The sequence below is a fragment of the Streptomyces sp. NPDC057950 genome, from assembly GCF_042887295.1.
Classification (GTDB): domain Bacteria; phylum Actinomycetota; class Actinomycetes; order Streptomycetales; family Streptomycetaceae; genus Streptomyces; species Streptomyces kaempferi.
Map to the genome: position 1 here is coordinate 172,746 of NZ_JBHVPP010000019.1, position 17,225 is coordinate 189,970.

The 17,225-nt window shown below is 71.1% G+C and carries 19 protein-coding genes; 7 read left to right on the top strand and 12 right to left on the bottom strand.

Going from position 1 to position 17,225, the window contains the following annotated elements:
- Positions 1–214: 214 nt before the first annotated feature.
- Genes ACFVTC_RS29160 through ACFVTC_RS29170 form a run of 3 tightly spaced genes read right to left on the bottom strand, consistent with a single transcriptional unit; the run spans position 215 to position 2,957 of the window.
- The gene (locus ACFVTC_RS29160) at positions 215–1,186 is read right to left on the bottom strand and encodes a hypothetical protein (protein WP_390131467.1); all 972 of its coding nucleotides are present in this window, start codon (positions 1,184–1,186) and stop codon (positions 215–217) included.
- A complete protein-coding gene (locus ACFVTC_RS29165) occupies positions 1,183–2,088 on the bottom strand; it encodes a hypothetical protein (RefSeq protein ID WP_390131468.1) in 906 nt (301 codons plus the stop codon). The genes ACFVTC_RS29160 and ACFVTC_RS29165 overlap by 4 nt, the downstream gene beginning before the upstream one ends.
- Positions 2,085–2,957, bottom strand: a complete 873-nt coding sequence (locus tag ACFVTC_RS29170; RefSeq protein ID WP_390131469.1) for a hypothetical protein — start codon at positions 2,955–2,957, stop codon at positions 2,085–2,087. Before ACFVTC_RS29170 ends, ACFVTC_RS29165 begins: the two co-directional genes overlap by 4 nt.
- Positions 2,958–3,078: 121 nt before the next feature.
- Between ACFVTC_RS29170 and ACFVTC_RS29175 the strand changes: the two genes are divergently transcribed.
- Positions 3,079–3,441 carry a DsrE family protein gene (locus ACFVTC_RS29175; protein WP_390131470.1) on the top strand — a complete coding sequence of 121 codons (363 nt, stop codon included), beginning with the start codon at positions 3,079–3,081 and terminating at the stop codon, positions 3,439–3,441.
- Between the two features lie 32 nt (positions 3,442–3,473).
- Here the strand turns inward: ACFVTC_RS29175 and ACFVTC_RS29180 are convergent, their stop codons facing one another.
- The 8 genes from ACFVTC_RS29180 to ACFVTC_RS29215 all read right to left on the bottom strand — a co-directional run bounded on the left by ACFVTC_RS29180 (position 3,474) and on the right by ACFVTC_RS29215 (position 8,942).
- Positions 3,474–3,734 (bottom strand): DUF3099 domain-containing protein, encoded by a 261-nt coding sequence (locus ACFVTC_RS29180; RefSeq protein ID WP_153289844.1) that lies wholly within the window; start codon positions 3,732–3,734, stop codon positions 3,474–3,476.
- A gap of 123 nt (positions 3,735–3,857) precedes the next feature.
- Complete coding sequence (locus tag ACFVTC_RS29185) at positions 3,858–4,145, bottom strand: DUF1416 domain-containing protein (protein WP_054232391.1); 288 nt, start codon at positions 4,143–4,145, stop codon at positions 3,858–3,860.
- A 30-nt stretch (positions 4,146–4,175) separates the two neighbouring features.
- The gene (locus tag ACFVTC_RS29190) at positions 4,176–5,015 is read right to left on the bottom strand and encodes a sulfurtransferase (protein WP_390131471.1); all 840 of its coding nucleotides are present in this window, start codon (positions 5,013–5,015) and stop codon (positions 4,176–4,178) included.
- 143 nt (positions 5,016–5,158) lie between these two features.
- The gene (locus tag ACFVTC_RS29195) at positions 5,159–5,239 is read right to left on the bottom strand and encodes a putative leader peptide (RefSeq protein ID WP_350310325.1); all 81 of its coding nucleotides are present in this window, start codon (positions 5,237–5,239) and stop codon (positions 5,159–5,161) included.
- Positions 5,240–5,479: 240 nt separating this feature from the next.
- Positions 5,480–6,226, bottom strand: a complete 747-nt coding sequence (locus ACFVTC_RS29200; RefSeq protein WP_390131472.1) for a DUF2993 domain-containing protein — start codon at positions 6,224–6,226, stop codon at positions 5,480–5,482.
- Between the two features lie 189 nt (positions 6,227–6,415).
- Positions 6,416–7,678, bottom strand: a complete 1,263-nt coding sequence (locus ACFVTC_RS29205; RefSeq protein ID WP_390131473.1) for a hypothetical protein — start codon at positions 7,676–7,678, stop codon at positions 6,416–6,418.
- An 8-nt stretch (positions 7,679–7,686) separates the two neighbouring features.
- On the bottom strand, positions 7,687–7,941 hold the full coding sequence (locus tag ACFVTC_RS29210) for a MoaD/ThiS family protein (RefSeq protein ID WP_168528809.1): 255 nt from the start codon (positions 7,939–7,941) through the stop codon (positions 7,687–7,689).
- A gap of 137 nt (positions 7,942–8,078) precedes the next feature.
- Positions 8,079–8,942: an alpha/beta hydrolase family protein gene (locus ACFVTC_RS29215; protein ID WP_390131474.1), complete on the bottom strand. Its 864-nt coding sequence runs from the start codon at positions 8,940–8,942 to the stop codon at positions 8,079–8,081.
- Between the two features lie 302 nt (positions 8,943–9,244).
- Between ACFVTC_RS29215 and ACFVTC_RS29220 the strand changes: the two genes are divergently transcribed.
- Together ACFVTC_RS29220 and ACFVTC_RS29225 are read left to right on the top strand one after the other, a co-directional pair.
- On the top strand, positions 9,245–10,036 hold the full coding sequence (locus ACFVTC_RS29220; protein ID WP_390131475.1) for a response regulator transcription factor: 792 nt from the start codon (positions 9,245–9,247) through the stop codon (positions 10,034–10,036).
- Between the two features lie 50 nt (positions 10,037–10,086).
- A complete protein-coding gene (locus tag ACFVTC_RS29225; protein WP_390131476.1) occupies positions 10,087–11,109 on the top strand; it encodes a LacI family DNA-binding transcriptional regulator in 1,023 nt (340 codons plus the stop codon).
- 114 nt (positions 11,110–11,223) lie between these two features.
- Here ACFVTC_RS29225 and ACFVTC_RS29230 read toward each other — a convergent pair whose 3' ends face one another.
- Positions 11,224–12,969, bottom strand: coding sequence for a trypsin-like serine protease (locus tag ACFVTC_RS29230; RefSeq protein WP_390131477.1), 1,746 nt, complete (start codon positions 12,967–12,969; stop codon positions 11,224–11,226).
- A 371-nt stretch (positions 12,970–13,340) separates the two neighbouring features.
- Between ACFVTC_RS29230 and ACFVTC_RS29235 the strand changes: the two genes are divergently transcribed.
- From ACFVTC_RS29235 to ACFVTC_RS29250, 4 genes are all read left to right on the top strand, one after another.
- Positions 13,341–14,543: a S1C family serine protease gene (locus tag ACFVTC_RS29235; RefSeq protein WP_390131478.1), complete on the top strand. Its 1,203-nt coding sequence runs from the start codon at positions 13,341–13,343 to the stop codon at positions 14,541–14,543.
- Positions 14,544–14,592: 49 nt separating this feature from the next.
- Positions 14,593–14,829 (top strand): hypothetical protein, encoded by a 237-nt coding sequence (locus tag ACFVTC_RS29240; protein ID WP_168528815.1) that lies wholly within the window; start codon positions 14,593–14,595, stop codon positions 14,827–14,829.
- A gap of 160 nt (positions 14,830–14,989) precedes the next feature.
- Complete coding sequence (locus tag ACFVTC_RS29245) at positions 14,990–15,721, top strand: response regulator transcription factor (RefSeq protein WP_390131479.1); 732 nt, start codon at positions 14,990–14,992, stop codon at positions 15,719–15,721.
- On the top strand, positions 15,718–17,196 hold the full coding sequence (locus tag ACFVTC_RS29250) for a sensor histidine kinase (RefSeq protein WP_390131480.1): 1,479 nt from the start codon (positions 15,718–15,720) through the stop codon (positions 17,194–17,196). The genes ACFVTC_RS29245 and ACFVTC_RS29250 overlap by 4 nt, the downstream gene beginning before the upstream one ends.
- The last annotated feature ends 29 nt before the right edge of the window (positions 17,197–17,225 follow it).

The following is a 17,225-nucleotide window of genomic DNA, read 5'->3' on the forward strand; positions in this document are numbered from 1 at the left end:
GGTCAGCGCTGGCCCTGGTACAGCTTCTTCACGGTCAGCCCGGCGAAGGCCAGAACGCCGACGCAGACCAGAACCAGCAGGGCTTCGAAGAATGCCTCAAGCACGGGGTGCTCCTCGGGTGACGCGGTGGTGGGCGGTGACAGGCGGTACAAGAACCGGACCCCACTCTAGTCGTGCGGGGCCCGGCTCTCTCTGCGAGGTACACCCTGGCGGCTCAGCCGAGCAGCTGGCTCTGCAGGACCACCGTCTGCTGGAACGGGACGGCCTTCGCGACGCCCTCGCGGGACTGCACGATCACGGCGAGGGTGTCCCCTGCCGTGAGGTACGCCTCGCGGACGTGCTCGGCGCCGTACGGCTTGGTCTCGACGTACGCCATCCGCACGACGTCGTCGACCCCGGCGCGGTCGGGGTACTCGTCGTCCCTGGACATCGCCGCGGCGCCGCCCATCGCGTATTTCGGGCTGTTGTAGGAGGTCAGATCGACGGTGCCGAGTTCGTCCACGACGGCCGCGGTGCCGAAGTGCAGCAGATAGATCCGCGTGTGCGTGCCGTCCGGTGTCCGCCAGCCGCGCGCGGCGATGTTCCGCAGCCCGTCGTCGGTCAGCAACTGTCCGAGGGTCTCCCGGTCGTCCTTGGAGGCGTACTCCGCCAGGAAGGTCTTCGTCGCCAGCCAGCCGTCCTCGCCGCGCAGCGCCGCGTCGGGCTTCGCGCCCCTCGGAGCGGGCAGTACGAGTCTGCGCAGGTCCGCGTAGTGGGTGCCGGCCTTGTTCGCGTCGTCGAACGGTCGTGGGCTGCCCTCGGGCAGCGGCGGCATGGTGATCTCCGGGTAGTCCCAGCGACCGTCCGACTCCGTCGCCAGACCCGGGACGTCGGTCCGCTCCATCCGGGTGATGCCGTACGCGGCCGAGGTGCCGACCGCGGCGAACACCACGGCGGCGGCCGTCCAGCGCAGGACGGCGCGCAGGACGCGGCGGTCCTTCTTCACCTTCACCGGCGGTTCGGCGGGCGTGACGACCGGCGGTTCGGCGGGCGGCTCAACCGGCGACTCGGCCGCCGGATCGACGGACGGGTCGGCGGGCGACTCGGCCGCCGGACCGACGGACGGGTCGGCGAGGGGCTTGTCCGTCGGTCGAGGTGCGGGCGGCAAGGGAGCCTGCTCCTCGACGGAAGTCGTCTGCTCGGTCATACCGCCTCCCCCGGCTCGGCGATGCGGTCGAGCTGCTCGCGCAGCAGCATCGCGACGCCCTTGGTGTTCAGTGGCTTGGCTCCGTACGCGGTGGCGCTGACCAGTACGTCGCCCTGATAGGCGGAGCAGACCATCGCGTCGAGCTTCTCCTTCTTGTCCTTGGGCGGCAGGAAGCACTTGGCGTTCTTGTGGCCCTCGATCTTCGGACCCGCGCGGAAGATCTTGAGGGCGTCGAGGAACTCGTTCTGGAACGTCGACATGTTCCGGACCGCCGACCTGTCCTCGATCTGGGCCAGCTCGATGCTCACGGTGAAGGCCCTGTCCGCGTAGAGCGTGGAGTCCGTCGCGTTGTCGGTGCTGAGGTAGCTGCGCATCGCGATGCCCTTGGTGTGCTGCTTGTCGATGCGCTTCTCCATCTGCCGCCGCTGGGTGCGGGGCAGCTCGCGCAGCGACTCCTTGCGCAGGGCGGCGGCCTCGGGACCGCTGAGCGAGGCCTCGTTGCCGAACTCGGCGATGTCGGGTCCCCGGCTCCAGCCGTCGGTGCCGTACGGCACGAGCATGGCGGCGAGCCCCGCGGGCGCCTTCGCCGTTCTGGCGTCGTCGTGCGCGGCCTTGGGGAAGGTCCAGGTGGGCGCCCCGGGGTCCCGGTCGGCGTCCTGGACGGTCACCACCGTGAAGGCGCCGCCCGCGACGACGGCCCCGACGAGCAGGACGGCACCGGCGACGGCGGCGATACGTCCACGGCGTACGGGCTTCTTGGCCGGAGCGGGCTCCGGGTGCGCGGCCGGCTCGGTCACGGAGGGCTGCTCCGGCACCACCGGCTCGGGCGTGGCGGTCGGCTCGGGTGCCTCGGACGCCGGGACGGCCCCCGTGTCCGACGGGTTCGCCGGTTGCTCGTTCACAGCCGCTCCATCTGCCGCTTGGCCAGGTCCATGATCGTCGCCTTCGGGATCGGCTTGCTGTCGTAGATCCAGATCTCCATGGCGATGTCGCCGCGCCATGCCTGCGCTTCCGCCCCGTAGATCGGCACGTAGCCGGGTTTCGTGTCCGGCTTGCTGTGGACGTACACCATGCCGTTCCCCGTGCCGGGAATGGCCCAGCTGCGCGTGCCACTCTCCTCGTCCGCCCAGTACTGGCCGTTGTCGGACGCGTCGCCGGCGGCGAGTTTCTCCTCCTGGCGGTACTGGAGGAGCCTGACTTCCACAGTGCCGGCGCTGCGCTGCTTCCAGCCCGTCACGGCCGCGCGCCGGAACTCGTCGGCGACCAGGTCCCTGAAGGCGCCGGCGGGCTTCGTGAACGACTCCGCGTACTCGCCGACGTCCATCCAGCCGTCGCTGCCGATCCAGTCGGCCTCCCGCGCGCCCTTGGGCCGCTTCAGCAGGAGCTTGCGCAGGTCTCCGTCGGTCTTCACCTGGCGGTCCTGCGCGGCCGAGAGAGGCTCGGGGGCCGCTCCGTGCGCCTGGGCCACCACGGGCTGCGAGAGCGACGGCAGCTCGGTGGGCTCACGGTCGGCCTGGACCAGATAGCCGGCGCAGGTACCGGCGACCAGCCCCAGCACGGCGGCCGTGGCGATCAGAAGGGTCGTACGCCCACGCCGACGCGCGCCCGGTACGCCGGAGCCGTCAGGTGCGTCCGGTCGCTGCTCGGACGACTGCTCGGGCGACTGCTCGGACGACTGCCCGGACTTCTCTCCGGGCGGCTGCGGCGCTCGGAGTCCTTCCCCAGGTGCGTCGGCCGCTTCGGGTGTCTCAGGTACTGCCTCGACTTCCAACCGTCCCCCACAGAACGCGAAGCACGGATTCCGTATCCGCGCGCACAGGAGACCCATGCGCAAGCCACGGGGTTGTAAGGGCCTTGATCACGATTCGGACTCCGCCGACTACGATGCATCCATGGCGAAGAAGCTCCTGATCAAGGTGACGGCCGGATCCGACGCCCCGGAGCGCTGCTCACAGGCGTTCACGGTGGCTGCGGTGGCCGTGGCCAGTGGCGTCGATGTCTCCCTCTGGCTGACCGGGGAGTCCGCGTGGTTCGCCCTGCCGGGCCGGGCCGCCGAGTTCGAGCTTCCGCACGCGGCTCCGCTGCCCGGTCTGATCGACTCGATCCTCGCGGCGGGCCGGATCACGCTGTGCACGCAGTGCGCGGCCCGCCGGGACATCGCGGAGAACGACGTGCTGGAGGGCGTGCGCATCGCGGGCGCCCAGGTGTTCGTCCAGGAGGCCATGGCCGACGAGACGCAGGCGCTCGTCTACTGACACCGCGCCGGGCGGAGAAGGGCGCGGGACCGCTACGGCCGCCGCTTCTTCCCGTCCAGTTCGTCCCACCACTCGTCCGACTTGGGATCCCCCGACGGGTCGTCCCACCAGCGGTCCTCGGGGCCACGCCGGTTGGCCACCATCGCGGCGAGCGGCGGAATCACCATCGCCACCACGCACATCCCCACGGCCGCGGGAATCGACCAGATCCGCACGACTCCCCAGGCCAGGACGAAGAGACCGATGCACGTCCCCATCATGGCGAAGTACACGTGCCGCCGTCGTGCGTACATACGTCCAGAGTAGGTCCACGGAAGCGGTCCGGCGCGGGACCGTACGGACATGCCGAAGGGCCGCGCCCCGAGCGTTCGGCCCGGGGTGCGGCCCTTCGGCCGTTCAAGGTCCTGCGGGTGCCGTCAGACGGCGATGGCGACCTCGGCGAGGCCGCCTGTCTGGGCGACGACCGTGCGGTCCGCGGTGCCGCCGGGCACCAGGGCGCGTACGGTCCACGTGCCCTCGGCCGCGTAGAAGCGGAACTGGCCCGTCGCGGAGGTGGGGACCTCCGCGGTGAACTCGCCGGTCGAGTCCAGCAGACGCACGTAACCGGTGACGGGCTCGCCGTCGCGGGTCACCTGGCCCTGGATGGTGGTCTCACCGGGCTTGATCGTCGAGGCGTCGGGGCCGCCGGCCTTCGCTCCACACATATTTCGATTCCGTCCTTCTGGCCTTGGGGGTTACTTGTTGGCGCCGAGCTCGATCGGGACGCCGACCAGGGAGCCGTACTCGGTCCAGGAGCCGTCGTAGTTCTTGACGTTCTCCACGCCGAGCAGCTCGTGCAGCACGAACCAGGTGAGCGCGGAACGCTCACCGATGCGGCAGTACGCGATCGTGTCCTTGGCGAGGTCGACCTGCTCGTCGGCGTAGAGCTCCTTGAGCTCGTCGTCCGACTTGAAGGTGCCGTCGTCGTTGGCGTTCTTCGACCAGGGGATGTTGCGGGCGCTCGGGACGTGGCCCGGACGCTGCGACTGCTCCTGCGGAAGGTGCGCCGGGGCGAGCAGCTTGCCGCTGAACTCGTCGGGCGAACGGACGTCCACCAGGTTCTGCGAGCCGATCGCGGCGATCACGTCGTCACGGAAGGCGCGGATCGCCGTGTTCTGGGCCTTGGCCTTGTAGTCGGTCGCGGCACGCTCGGGCACCTCGTCGACCAGGTCGCGGGAGTCGAGCTCCCACTTCTTGCGGCCTCCGTCGAGGAGCTTCACGTTCTCGTGGCCGTAGAGCTTGAAGTACCAGTAGGCGTAGGACGCGAACCAGTTGTTGTTGCCGCCGTAGAGGACGACCAGCGTGTCGTTGGCGATGCCCTTCGACGACAGGAGCTTCTCGAAGCCCTCCTGATCGATGAAGTCACGGCGTACCGGGTCCTGGAGGTCCTTGGTCCAGTCGATCCGGATCGCGTTGGTGATGTGGTTCTTCTCGTACGCGGACGTGTCCTCGTCGACCTCGACGATGGCCACGCTCGGGTCGTCCAGGTGTGCCTGGACCCAGTCGGCGTCTACCAGGACGTCGCTGCGGCTCATGCTCTTTCTCCTCCGGGGCAGTTGCGGCGCGGGGCGGTGCGTTAGGGAGAGGGTGCGCGGTCGGGCCTGTCTCGGCTGCGCGGCGCGCACGGGGGTCCCTGGCGAAGAAGGGCCAGGGCAGGGCGGATGGGCGAACGCCCCCGCTAGAAGGTGCGACAGAGCATGGCGGCGACGCGGCACAGGTCTACTGCCCGCCGCTTCGTGAGGTCCGCCTGTCGCTTCATGGGTCCGATCGTAGGGACGGACAGCCGGACATGTCACCGGTGTGTCGCATCATGAGATGGGATCGTCCGGGATGTGGGATGAGTTGACCATCAGAACCACTCCCGCCCGTTCACCGGGCCCCGGCGTCCCGCATCGTGTCCGCCGCGCATCTGCCGTACGGACGGGCCCGTCTCGCCTTTCGGACACGCGCGCTCCGACCGCCGCCGGGACCGCGACCCCGGCGGGGGCCGTCGACCGTCCTACCCGACCAGCTTGACGTCCGAACCCTTCACCGAGATGTCCACGCCGTTCGCGGCCGCCTCGATCCTGTCGAGCTTGATGCCGCCCGGCAGCCCGTCGATCCTCTGCTCGAAGTCGGTGACCGTGCGGATCCGGCCCTCGACGAGATCCACTCCCAGCTTGGGCACCCCGTCCGCGCGCACCTTGACCGTGTTGCCCCCGACGACGGTGGCGGAGCTCAGCACGGAGACCGGCCGCAGTTTCTTGCCGAGGACGGTGGCCGCGATCTCGACCTTGATCTTGCCGTTCCCGCCGTCGGAGAGCCCGACGACCTGCGCCGTGACCGCGGGGGCGACCTCCGTGGGCCGGCTCTTGGCGGCCTTGAGCAGCTCGGCGTAGGACACGGTCGCGGAGCCGGAGGCGCTGTTCGCGGTGGCGGAGCTGTAGTCGCCGTCGAAGCGGACGCCGTGCATCTCGGCGTTCAGGGTGTCGATGCGGATGGTGCCGCCCGCGGCGCCCTTGGCGCCCTTGGCCGACGCCTCGTAGTCCTTGATGCCGATCTTCACGTCGTCGAGCTCGCCGCCGACCACCTGGGTGAGGAAGGGGAAGCCCTCGATGGACACGTCGGGGGTGCCGGCGAGTCCCTCGGAGCTCCTGATCCGGTCCGCCGCCTTGTTCTCCGCGAAGCCGACCGCCACGCGGTCCGCGATCACGAACAGCCCGCCGAGGATGACGGTGACGACCAGAATTATTCGCAGTGCGCGCATGCTCGGGGTTCCCCCACCTTGACCGGGTCCGGGCGGCCGACAATGGCCGTCCAGCGCGAACCTAACTCCGAAGGGCCCCGCGCAGGGGCCCTTCGAAGCGGTTGTCGATCACCTGTGACGAACGGCGCGGCCCGGCGCCGCCGGCGGGACCCGGACCACGCCCTGGCCCAGCGCCCGGCCCGGCACGCCCTAGCCCAGCGCCCGGCCCAGCAGATAGACCGCCGGGGCGGCCGCCGCCAGCGGGAGAGCCACGCCGGCCGTGAAGTGCACGAAACGCGACGGGTAGTCGTAACTGGCGACCCGGTGGCCGATCAGCGCGCAGACACCGGCGCCGAGACCGAGGACGGCGCCCTGGCCGCCCAGGTCCGTCATCCCGCCGACCACGAATCCCGCTCCGGTGGCGGTCAGCAGGGCCACCGCCACGGAGGCGGCGGTGGGCAGCGGCAGCGCGCGGGCCAGGATCGCCACCGCGACCGCGGCGGCGCCCACCGTGACGGCGTCCGGCTCGGCCGCGAGGTGGCCGGCCGCGATGATCGACAGAGCCGCCGAGACGACGGTCGCCATCAGGCCGTACATCCGGGTGTCCGGGTCGGCGTGGCTGCGCAGTTGCAGGACGAGCGTGAGGAGGACCCACACGCCGAGGGTGCCGAGGATCGCGGCGGGCGCGTTCTCCCGGCCGGCCGCGAGCAGCGCCACGTCGGCGGTCACCGCGCCCAGGAACGCCAGCGCGATGCCCTGCCGGGCGGGCCACATCCCGTTCAGCCGGAACCAGCCCGCCGCGGTGACGGCCTGCAGCAGCACCAGCGGGACGACGAGGGCGTACTCGCCGATCGCCGCCGTGCCGGAGAGCAGCAGCGCGAGCACGGCGGTGAGCGCGGCCGGCTGGATGCCGGGTTCGATGACGGGCGAGCGGCCCTCGGCGCGGGCGCGTTGGGCGTCGGTGACACGGGCGTTGCCGGTGACGGTCGCGGGACCGTAGCCGGGCGCGGCCTCGGCGCCCGATGCGTTGGCGGCGGCGGGGGCGGCCGCCGGCACGGGCGCGGGTGCCTCGGGGTGCTGCTCCGGCCGGGCGTGGTCCCAGCCCTGCGCGGCGGGTTCCTGGGGCAGCGGCCGGGCCGCGGCACCGTACCCGTACGCCTGGGCGCGCGCGCCGCCCTGCGAGTGCCCGGAGTCCTGCGGATGCCCTGTGCCGCCCTGCGGCTCCGCGTACCCCTGGTGGGCCTGCTGGTGGCCCTGCGGCGCCTGCCGGCCCTCAGGGGTCCGGGGTGTCCGGGGCGGCGCGTAGGCCGGGTCGGCGGCGGGCGTCGTGGGCTGCACCTGGGTCTCCCAGGTCCGGCCCTCCCACTGCTGGGTCTGCTGCTGCCAGTCGGCCTGCTGCTGAGGCTGCTGGTACGGGTCGTGCCCCTCGTGCGGGGGCTCGAACTGGGGCTCGTACGGCTGCTGGTTGCTCATCGTCTCGCTCACCCTCCTGCGAACGGCGGGAGCACCTCGACCGTGCCGCCCTCGGCCAGCGGTACCGTCTCATGTCCGCGGGTACCCACGGGGTCACCGTCGATGAGGAACGAGCATCGCCGCAGGACGCGGACGAGTTCGCCGGGGTGTCGCTCACGGGCCCCGTCGAGTGCCTCGGCGAGCGTGCCCGCGTCGTACGGCTCCTCGGCGACACCTGCCGCGGCCTTGGCGGCGGCCCAGTAACGCACCGTGCCCTTTGCCATGTCGTTCCTCAATCGGTGGACCAGCGGATCCAGTGGACCAGCGGATCGGTGGGTACGTGCCATCAGTGAATACGTGCGTCGATCGACGCGTGCGTCAGCGGACACACGCGTCGGTGGTTCCTGTGAACACGGTCAGGCTAGCCCGCGGCCGAACCGGCCCACGCACCGATGCGGGCCAGCAGCTCGTCGCGGGCCGCGTGCTCGGCGTGGCCCATCCCGTGCTCCACCCAGAGTTCGGCGTGGCCGCCGGATGCCTCGGCGAGCATCCGCGGGTGGTCCAGGGGGAAGTAGCCGTCCTGGTCGCCGTGGACGATCAGCAGGGGGGTGGGCGCGATGAGCGGGACCGACTCGACCGGCGAGGCCGGCACCGGGTCCCAGTCGCGGGAGTGGATGCGGGTCCGCAGTCCGTAACGGCCGACCACCCGTCCCGCCGGCCGGGTGACCAGCCAGTGCAGACGCCGCATGGGCGCCGTACCCCGGTAGTACCAGCGGGCCGGCGCGCTCACCGAAACCACCGCGTCCGTACGCGCCTCCGTGCGCCCCTCGTGCTCCCGGCCGGCTTCCCCGCGCATCGCCGCGTGCCGGAGCACCACCGACCCGCCCATCGAGAAGCCGACGGTGGCCACGCGCGCGTGGCCCAGCTCGCGGGCCCATTCCACGGCGGCGCCGAGATCGTGCACCTCGCGGTCGCCGACGGTGGAACGGCCGCCTGAACCGCCGTGGCCGCGGAAGGAGAAGGTGACCACCGCCGCGTCCCGGCCGAGGACACCGGCCACCCGGCGCACGTGCGGACGGTCGAGACCGCCCGTGAAACCGTGCGCCACGACGATCGCCAGGCTCCCGCCCACGTCGTCGCGGGCGCCCCTCGCGGGGTCGTACGCCGCCTCGATCGTCACCCCGTCGACGGTGCGCAGAAACCTCCGCAAAGGGGCGCGCGGGGCCGTCTCAAGGGGTGGACGGAGGGAAGATCCCGTCACTTGACCTGCCGGACCTGAGCTCATGTGGGCTATTCTGCTGGGCAGAGGACTCGGGCAGTGAAGCCCCCGGGTCCTTTTGTGCTTTCTGAAGCGTTGTATACGAAACGGGAAACCGCCGGTGTACGAAGCCTCCGAAGGCACGGCGGTTCCCCAGGACGCGGGAGCCGCGCCGCAGGACGACGAAGAAGCAAGGAAGCAGTGCCGCAAACTCCCCCACCGCCTTGTGGGCGTGGGAGGTACCCCCATACAGGGACCGAGGAGGAACCAGACGTTATGGGCGAGCGAACCGTGCACGATCGTAGGACGACCCGGGCAGGTGGGGCGCGATGAGTTCTCTGCTGCTCCTGACCAATGCCCTTCAGCCGTCGACGGAGGTGCTTCCCGCTCTCGGCCTGCTCCTGCACAACGTGCGAGTGGCTCCGGCGGAAGGACCCGCCCTCGTCGACACTCCTGGTGCCGACGTCATCCTGATCGACGGCAGGCGTGATCTCCCGCAGGTGCGCAGCCTGTGCCAGCTGCTGCGCTCGACGGGACCCGGCTGTCCCCTCGTCCTCGTCGTGACGGAGGGCGGCCTCGCGGCCGTCACGGCCGACTGGGGCATCGACGACGTACTCCTCGACACCGCGGGTCCGGCCGAGGTCGAGGCCCGGCTGCGGCTCGCCATGGGCCGCCAGCAGATCGTCAACGACGACTCCCCCATGGAGATCCGCAACGGCGACCTCTCCGTGGACGAGGCGACGTACAGCGCCAAGCTCAAGGGCCGGGTCCTCGACCTGACCTTCAAGGAGTTCGAGCTCCTCAAGTACCTGGCACAGCACCCGGGCCGGGTCTTCACCCGCGCACAGCTGCTCCAGGAGGTCTGGGGCTACGACTACTTCGGCGGCACGCGGACGGTCGACGTCCACGTACGCCGGCTGCGCGCCAAGCTCGGCCCCGAGCACGAGTCGCTGATCGGAACCGTGCGGAACGTCGGTTATCGATTCGTTACACCCGAGAAGGTGGAGCGGGCCGCGGACGAGGCGAAGGCCAAGGCCGCACAGCCAAAGGCGGCGGATGCGGACGAGACGGCGCACCTCGGTGCCGCGCGCGCGGCCGAGGCCGGGGCCGAGGCCCGGTAAGCCTCCGTACGCCCTGCCCAGAGGCGGGTCCATCCGCGTAGACTCCGCGCGTGGCCAAGGTGACAAGGGACGATGTGGCGCGACTGGCGGGTACTTCGACCGCCGTCGTCAGCTATGTCATCAACAACGGACCGAGGCCGGTTGCCCCGGCCACGCGCGAGCGCGTTCTCGCCGCGATCAAGGAGCTGGGGTACCGGCCCGACCGGGTCGCCCAGGCCATGGCGTCGCGGCGGACCGAGCTCATAGGCCTGATCGTGCCGGACGCGCGCCAGCCGTTCTTCGGCGAGATGGCGCACGCGGTCGAGCAGGCCGCCGCCGAGCGCGGGAAAATGGTCCTGGTCGGCAACTCCGACTACATCGCCGAGCGCGAGGTCCACTATCTGCGCGCCTTCCTCGGCATGCGGGTCTCCGGCCTGATCCTCGTCAGCCACGCGCTCAATGACAACGCTGCCGCGGAGATCGACGCCTGGGACGCCCGCGTGGTCCTGCTGCACGAACGCCCCGAGGCGATCGACGACGTGGCCGTCGTCACCGACGACATCGGCGGCGCCCAGCTCGCCACCCGCCACCTGCTCGAACACGGTTACGACTACGTGGCCTGTCTCGGCGGCATCGCGGAGACCCCCGTCGTCGGCGACCCGGTCTCCGACCACGTCGAGGGCTGGCGGCGGGCCATGCAGGAGGCCGGGATCCCCACCGAGGGCCGTCTCTTCGAGGCGCCGTACAACCGCTACGACGCGTACCAGGTCGGCCTGCAGCTGCTCGCCGGACCCCACCGGCCGCCCGCCATCTTCTGCTCCACCGACGACCAGGCGATCGGCGTGCTGCGCGCCGCCCGTGAGCTGCGCATCGACGTGCCGGGTGAGCTGGCCGTGGCCGGCTTCGACGACGTCAAGGAAGCCGCCCTGACGGATCCGCCGTTGACGACGATCGCCTCCGACCGGTCGGCGATGGCCCGCGCGGCGGTGGATCTCGTACTGGACGACGGGCTGCGGGTCGCCGGGTCGCGGCGCGAGCGACTGAAGGTGTTCCCGTCCCGGCTGGTGGTGCGGCGGTCCTGCGGCTGCGCGTGAGACCGCCGGCCCGGCTCCGGCCGGCCGCCCGCCGCCCCCCTGGAACGCACGTCGGCCCCGCGGATCGCGGGGCCGACGCGTTTGCCGTACCGGCTGGAACAGCAGGTGGTGCTGCTAGAACAGCAGGTTGTACTGGTTGAAGCCGGAGCCCAGGCCGACCGGCGAGCCGAAGAGGCTGCTGGAGGCCTTGTTGGTGCCGGGGTAGAGCCAGAGCTTGCCCGCCGAGTCGCGGGTGATGACATCGGCGATGCCGTCGCCCGTGACGTCGCCGTTGGAGACGTACGAGGTGAAGTTCCAGCCCGTACGCGCCTGGATCCGCGCCGACCACGGGGTGTGCTCGACCTGCGTGCCCCGGTAGAGGTACAGGACGCCCGAGCTGTTGCGGACCAGCAGGTCGGCACGGCCGTCGCCGGACAGGTCGCCGTGGCCGAAGATCTTGACGTTCTTCCACGCCTTGTCGACGACCTTGACGCGGCCGTAGAACTCGCCGTTGCCCTTGCCCGGGTAGAGGTAGACCGAGCCGTCGGCGTCCACCGCGACCAGGTCGGGGCGGGCGTCACCGGTCATGTCGCCGGGGATGGCGTACGACTTGTAGCCGCCCCACACCGAGGTGATCTGCATCCACTCGAACTCGTTCGAGCTGTGGTTCAGGTAGCTGCGGTACAGCTTGCCGTCACCCTTGTCGCGGATGATCAGGTCCTGGAAGAAGTCCCGGTCCAGGTCGGCCTGCAGGCCCCAGCTGGCGTTCTGCCAGCCGCTGCTCTGGAAGGCGCGGGTGGCGAGCGAGGTGCCCTTGCTGTCCTGCTCGAAGAGGCCCCCGGAAGGGGTGCGCTCGAGCAGGTCGGCCTTGCCGTCGAAGGTCAGGTCCGCGTCGTCGATACGCGGCTGCGCGGCCCAGGTGTACGAGGACACCTTGGTGAAGACCGGGTAGGCGCCCTTCGCGGTGCAGCCCGCGACACCCCACGAGACGATGCCGACGACCTTGCCGCCGACGATCACCGGACCGCCGGAGTCACCGTTGCAGGGGCTCTTGGTGCCCTCGTCGGTGCCGGTCGCCGGGGTGCCCGCGCAGAACATCGAGCCCTCGACGAAGTCGTCCTCGTCGAGGACCGACTGCATCGCGCTGTTGCAGGTGGAGTCCGCGACCACGGGCAGGGTCACCTTGCGCAGCGTGGCCGACAGGTCGGCACCGTCGGCGCCGGAGGTCAGGCCCCAGCCGTAGACGGTGGCGGAGCCGCCCGCCTTGTAGGAGGCGCTGTCACCGGCGGCCACCAGCCGCTGCCACTGCTGCTCCAGCGGGCGGTCCAGGGTGAGGACCGCGATGTCGTTCTGGACGGTGTCGCTGTTGTAGTGCGGGTGGTTCCACTGGCGGTAGACGCCCGCGACCGTGCCGGTCGTGTCGTCCAGCAGACCGGTGGCGCCGGCCACCACGGCGCCGTTCTTGACCCAGTTCAGGCCGGCGACGCAGTGGGCGGCCGTCAGGACCTTGTTCGGGGCGACGAGGGTGCCGCCGCAGAAGTAGCCGGTGTCGGCCGCGCTGTCGTAGTAGGAGAGCTGGACCATCCACGGCGCGGAGGAGATGGTCGTCGGGCTGCCGCCGATGATGAACGGCGTCTTCTTGGGACTCGTCGCCGGGGTCGCCTGGTCCTTGACGGCCTCGGCGACCCGGTGGCGCAGTTCCTTGTCGGAGACGGTCGGCTTCGCGGGCTGGGCCTGGCCGACGGCCGGCAGCGACGGTCCGTCCGCCGCCTGGGCGGGCTGCGCCGCGAGGGCGCCGGCGCAGGTCAGCGCCAGCGCGAGGGCGGCCGTGGGCAACGCCGTGACGGGGCGTCTCCAGCGGTCGCGCAGAGCACGTATCACTCAGGGCTCCTGGAATGGGTGCGGGTGGGTCATGACGTGAGTGGCCCGAGAAGGGGCGTACGACGCACCGGCCCGACCGACGTCGGCGGTCTCCGGCCATGACCGGCCGACCGCACGCATCGATTCAGGCACCACCGCGGAGCCCCCCTCCGGCGCGGTGATCGTAGGCACCACCCGCCCCAGAACACATGTACTACACAGCGGATATTCAAGTATTCGTCCGTCGCATTCCGTGACATCACCCCGGCGCAACCCTTTGTTCGCACGACCCGAGCGGAGTCCGGGCGCCTTTATATCGGGCATACGAGGTTCTGTCGGGCTTCTCAGCGGGGACTCAGGGAGCTCTCATGATCGCGCGGGAGTCTCATTTCATGACCGAGAGCTTCCGCCGCAGCGGCGAGTACCCCCAGGGCGACGACCACCAGTCCCCGTACCTCCAGCAGCAGCCTGCCTCCGCCCCCTCCCCCGTGAACCCCGAGTGGCCGCCCCCGCCGGCGTACGCGCCGGCCCCGCCGGTCGCCGTCGAACCGGGCACCACGGTGTGGCCGGGCTCCGGTCAGGTCGGCAACGGCGCGGCCGGCGGTCATGGCGGCGGAAGCGGTGCCCACCCGGGACACCCGGGCCCGCCGGACGGCTCCACCGCGGTGCGGTCCGCGGCTCCCGTGCCGCCCGGGACCGCGCGGAAGAAGCCCGCGAGGGGCCCACTGGCCCTGATCGCCGCGGTCGCGATCGTCGCCGCCGTCATCGGGGGTGGCACGGCGTACGGCATCCAGGAGCTGACCGGCAAGGACACCGTGTCCAGCAGCACCAGCACCACCGTGGTGCCCACGGCCAAGAGGGGCACCGTCGCCGGCGTCGCCCAGGCGGTCAGCCCCAGCATCGTCGAGGTCAGCGCGACCTCGAACGCCGGTTCGTCGACCGGTTCGGGCGTGATCATCACGTCCGGCGGCGAGATCGTCACCAACAACCACGTCGTCTCGGGCGCCTCCGCGATCAAGGTGCGGCTGAACGACGGGAAGTCCTACACCGCGAAGGTCGTCGGCACCGACAGCAAGAAGGACCTCGCGCTCATCGAGATGGCGGACGCGCCCTCCGGTCTGAAGGTCGCCACGCTCGGCAACTCCGACGGTGTCCAGGTCGGCGACGACGTCGTCGCGATCGGCTCCCCCGAGGGCCTGACCGGAACCGTCACCAGCGGCATCGTCTCGGCCCTCGACCGGGACGTGACCGTCTCCACCGACGAGAGCCAGGGCCGGCAGCAACAGCAGGGCGGCGACAGCGGCCAGTGGCCGTTCTCGTTCGGCGGCCGTCAGTTCAACGGCGACACCGGCTCCTCGACCACCACGTACAAGGCGATCCAGACCGACGCGTCCCTGAACCCCGGCAACTCCGGCGGCGCGCTGATCGACATGAACGGCAACATCGTCGGCATCAACTCCGCGATGTACTCGGCGGCTTCGGACTCCTCGTCCGGCTCGTCGGGGGCGGGCAGCGTGGGCCTCGGCTTCGCCATCCCGGTCAACACCGTCAAGGCCGACCTCGCGAACCTGCGGGCCGGCGGCTCCGACAGCTGACGAGAGCACACACCGGCGAGAGCACAGCACAGCACACCAGGAGGTCGACATGATCAGGAAGCGGATCTCTCGGATTTCCCCGGTCACGCACTCCCGCGAGGGCGGCGACCCGGCCGGGCTCGACCTGGCCCTCGCCGTGGCCCGTGAACTGCACCTGCCGGTGCCACGGGCGCCCGAGGTGGCGCTCCCGGCCGCCGTCCCGCAGCTGATGGGCCTGCGTACCCCCGCCACCCGCCCGCACCGCCGCAAGGTCCCGCTGAACAGGCTCACCGCACTGTCGGGCTGAACGTTTCACGGCGGTACATGACGTTTCCGCCCCATCCGATCCCTTTACTCACCGACTCGGACGTTTCTTCACCCGCTGATGCTTTCCGCCCCCGCCCGGAAACGTGCGACGCTGAAGGCCGTAGGACCCACCACCCCACCGCACCCGAGGACTCCCGCCCATGAGCCCCGCCGAAGGCGACCGTGAACCCCAGCGCATCCTGATCGTCGACGACGAGCCCGCGGTGCGCGAGGCCCTCCAGCGCAGCCTCGCCTTCGAGGGATACGACACCGAGGTCGCGGTCGACGGCGCGGACGCGCTGGAGAAGGCGACCGCCTACCGTCCCGAGCTGGTCGTCCTGGACATCCAGATGCCCCGGATGGACGGCCTGACGGCCGCCCGCCGGATGCGCGGAGCCGGCACGACGACCCCCATCCTCATGCTCACGGCCCGTGACACGGTCGGGGACCGGGTGACCGGCCTCGACGCGGGCGCCGACGACTACCTCGTCAAGCCCTTCGAGCTGGACGAGCTGTTCGCCCGGGTCCGGGCCCTGCTGCGGCGCAGTTCGTACGCGGCGACGGCGGGTGCCGCCCCGGACGAGGACGCGCTCACCTTCGGCGACCTGCGGATGGACCTCGCGACACGCGAGGTCACCCGGTCGGGCCGGGCCGTGGAACTGACCCGCACCGAGTTCACCCTCCTGGAGATGTTCCTCGCGCACCCCCGCCAGGTCCTCACCCGCGAGCAGATCCTGAAGGCCGTCTGGGGCTTCGACTTCGAACCGTCCTCCAACTCCCTCGACGTCTACGTCATGTACCTGCGCCGCAAGACCGAGGCGGGCGGTGAGCCGCGGCTCGTGCACACGGTGCGAGGGGTCGGGTACGTGCTCCGCTCGGGCGGCGCGGAGTGATCAGGCGGTTCAGATCCCTGCCGATCCGTTCCCGGCTGGCGCTGCTGGTGGCGGCCGCGGTGGCCTTCGGGGTGGCGGCGGTCTCGGTGACCTGTTGGTTCATCGTGCGCGGGAAGCTGTACGACGAGATCGACAAGAACCTCCAGGACCAGCGGCCGGCCCAGCAGTACGCCTTGGTCCAGGCCGTCCTCAACGACTGCCACAAGGAACCGCGCAACGACAACGGCTTCCAAGGACGCTTCGACGACTACGCCCAGGTGATCGGCTCGGACGGAACCGTCTGCGTCTTCGACTTCTCGGCGGGCACGGTGCAGGTGACCGACGGCGACAAGGCCGTGGCCAAGCACCCGCAGCCGCAGCTCCACCAGGGCACGCCGCGGAACGGGACCGACAACAAGGGCAACGACGTACGGGTCCTGACGATGCCGCTCCTCGTCAGGAACGTTCCCGGCGAACTCCCCGACACCCGGGTGCTGTACAGCGACCGCGCCTACCTCGTGGCCGTTCCCCTCAAGAGCACCCAGTCCACCCTCAACGACCTGGCCCTCGTCCTGCTGCTGGTCTCCGGGATCGGTGTGGTCGGCGCCGGCGCGGCGGGCCTCGCGGTCGCGCGGGCGGGCCTGCGTCCCGTCGACAAGCTCACCGAGGCCGTCGAGCACGTGGCCCGCACGGAGGACCTCTCGATCCGCATCCCGGTCGAGGCGGACAACGAGGACGAGATCGCCCGCCTCTCCCGCTCCTTCAACTCGATGACGTCCGCGCTGGCCAGCTCCCGCGAGCTGCAGCAGCAGCTCATCGCGGACGCCGGCCACGAACTCCGTACACCGCTCACGTCGCTGCGTACGAACATAGAGCTCCTCACCCGAAGCGAGGAGACGGGCCGTCCGATCCCCCCGGCCGACCGCAGGGCACTCCTCGCCTCCGTCAAGGCCCAGATGACCGAGCTGGCCTCGCTCATCGGCGACCTGCAGGAACTCTCGCGTTCGGACGCGGGCCAGCAGGCGAACACCGTGCCGACGGTCCCGCTCCAGGACACGGTCGAGGCGGCCCTGCGCCGCGCCCGCCTGCGCGGACCCGAACTGACCATCACGGCGGACCTCCAGCCCTGGTACGTCCGGGCGGAGCCCACCGCGCTGGAGCGGGCCGTCGTCAACATCCTCGACAACGCGGTGAAGTTCAGCCCCGAGGGCGAGGCCATCGACGTCACCCTCAAGGCCGGCGAACTCACCGTCCGCGACCACGGACCCGGCATCCCCGCCGAGGAACTCCCGCACGTCTTCGACCGCTTCTGGCGCTCCCCGTCCGCCCGTGCGCTCCCCGGCTCGGGTCTGGGGCTGTCGATAGTGGCGCGGACGGTGCAGCAGGCGGGCGGCGAGGTCTTCCTGCGGCCGGCCGAGGGCGGCGGCACCGCGGTGACCGTCCGGCTCCCGGGAGTGCCCACACCGCCGCCGGAGACCGCCCTCGACCAGGAGTGACCGCGGCGGCCCGCTCACGGACCCACCCC

What these genes read in the sequence shown, in the direction of transcription:
- ACFVTC_RS29175 (WP_390131470.1), top strand. Translation starts at nt 3,079, where the DNA reads ATGGCGAAGAAGCTCCTGATCAAGGTGACGGCCGGATCCGACGCCCCG.
- ACFVTC_RS29190 (WP_390131471.1), bottom strand. Translation starts at nt 5,015, where the DNA reads ATGAGCCGCAGCGACGTCCTGGTAGACGCCGACTGGGTCCAGGCACAC.
- ACFVTC_RS29220 (WP_390131475.1), top strand. Translation starts at nt 9,245, where the DNA reads ATGAGTTCTCTGCTGCTCCTGACCAATGCCCTTCAGCCGTCGACGGAG.
- ACFVTC_RS29185 (WP_054232391.1), bottom strand. Translation starts at nt 4,145, where the DNA reads ATGTGTGGAGCGAAGGCCGGCGGCCCCGACGCCTCGACGATCAAGCCC.
- ACFVTC_RS29215 (WP_390131474.1), bottom strand. Translation starts at nt 8,942, where the DNA reads ATGAGCTCAGGTCCGGCAGGTCAAGTGACGGGATCTTCCCTCCGTCCA.
- ACFVTC_RS29245 (WP_390131479.1), top strand. Translation starts at nt 14,990, where the DNA reads ATGAGCCCCGCCGAAGGCGACCGTGAACCCCAGCGCATCCTGATCGTC.
- ACFVTC_RS29200 (WP_390131472.1), bottom strand. Translation starts at nt 6,226, where the DNA reads ATGCGCGCACTGCGAATAATTCTGGTCGTCACCGTCATCCTCGGCGGG.
- ACFVTC_RS29160 (WP_390131467.1), bottom strand. Translation starts at nt 1,186, where the DNA reads ATGACCGAGCAGACGACTTCCGTCGAGGAGCAGGCTCCCTTGCCGCCC.
- ACFVTC_RS29205 (WP_390131473.1), bottom strand. Translation starts at nt 7,678, where the DNA reads ATGAGCAACCAGCAGCCGTACGAGCCCCAGTTCGAGCCCCCGCACGAG.
- ACFVTC_RS29180 (WP_153289844.1), bottom strand. Translation starts at nt 3,734, where the DNA reads ATGTACGCACGACGGCGGCACGTGTACTTCGCCATGATGGGGACGTGC.
- ACFVTC_RS29195 (WP_350310325.1), bottom strand. Translation starts at nt 5,239, where the DNA reads ATGAAGCGACAGGCGGACCTCACGAAGCGGCGGGCAGTAGACCTGTGC.
- ACFVTC_RS29235 (WP_390131478.1), top strand. Translation starts at nt 13,341, where the DNA reads ATGACCGAGAGCTTCCGCCGCAGCGGCGAGTACCCCCAGGGCGACGAC.
- ACFVTC_RS29210 (WP_168528809.1), bottom strand. Translation starts at nt 7,941, where the DNA reads ATGGCAAAGGGCACGGTGCGTTACTGGGCCGCCGCCAAGGCCGCGGCA.
- ACFVTC_RS29240 (WP_168528815.1), top strand. Translation starts at nt 14,593, where the DNA reads ATGATCAGGAAGCGGATCTCTCGGATTTCCCCGGTCACGCACTCCCGC.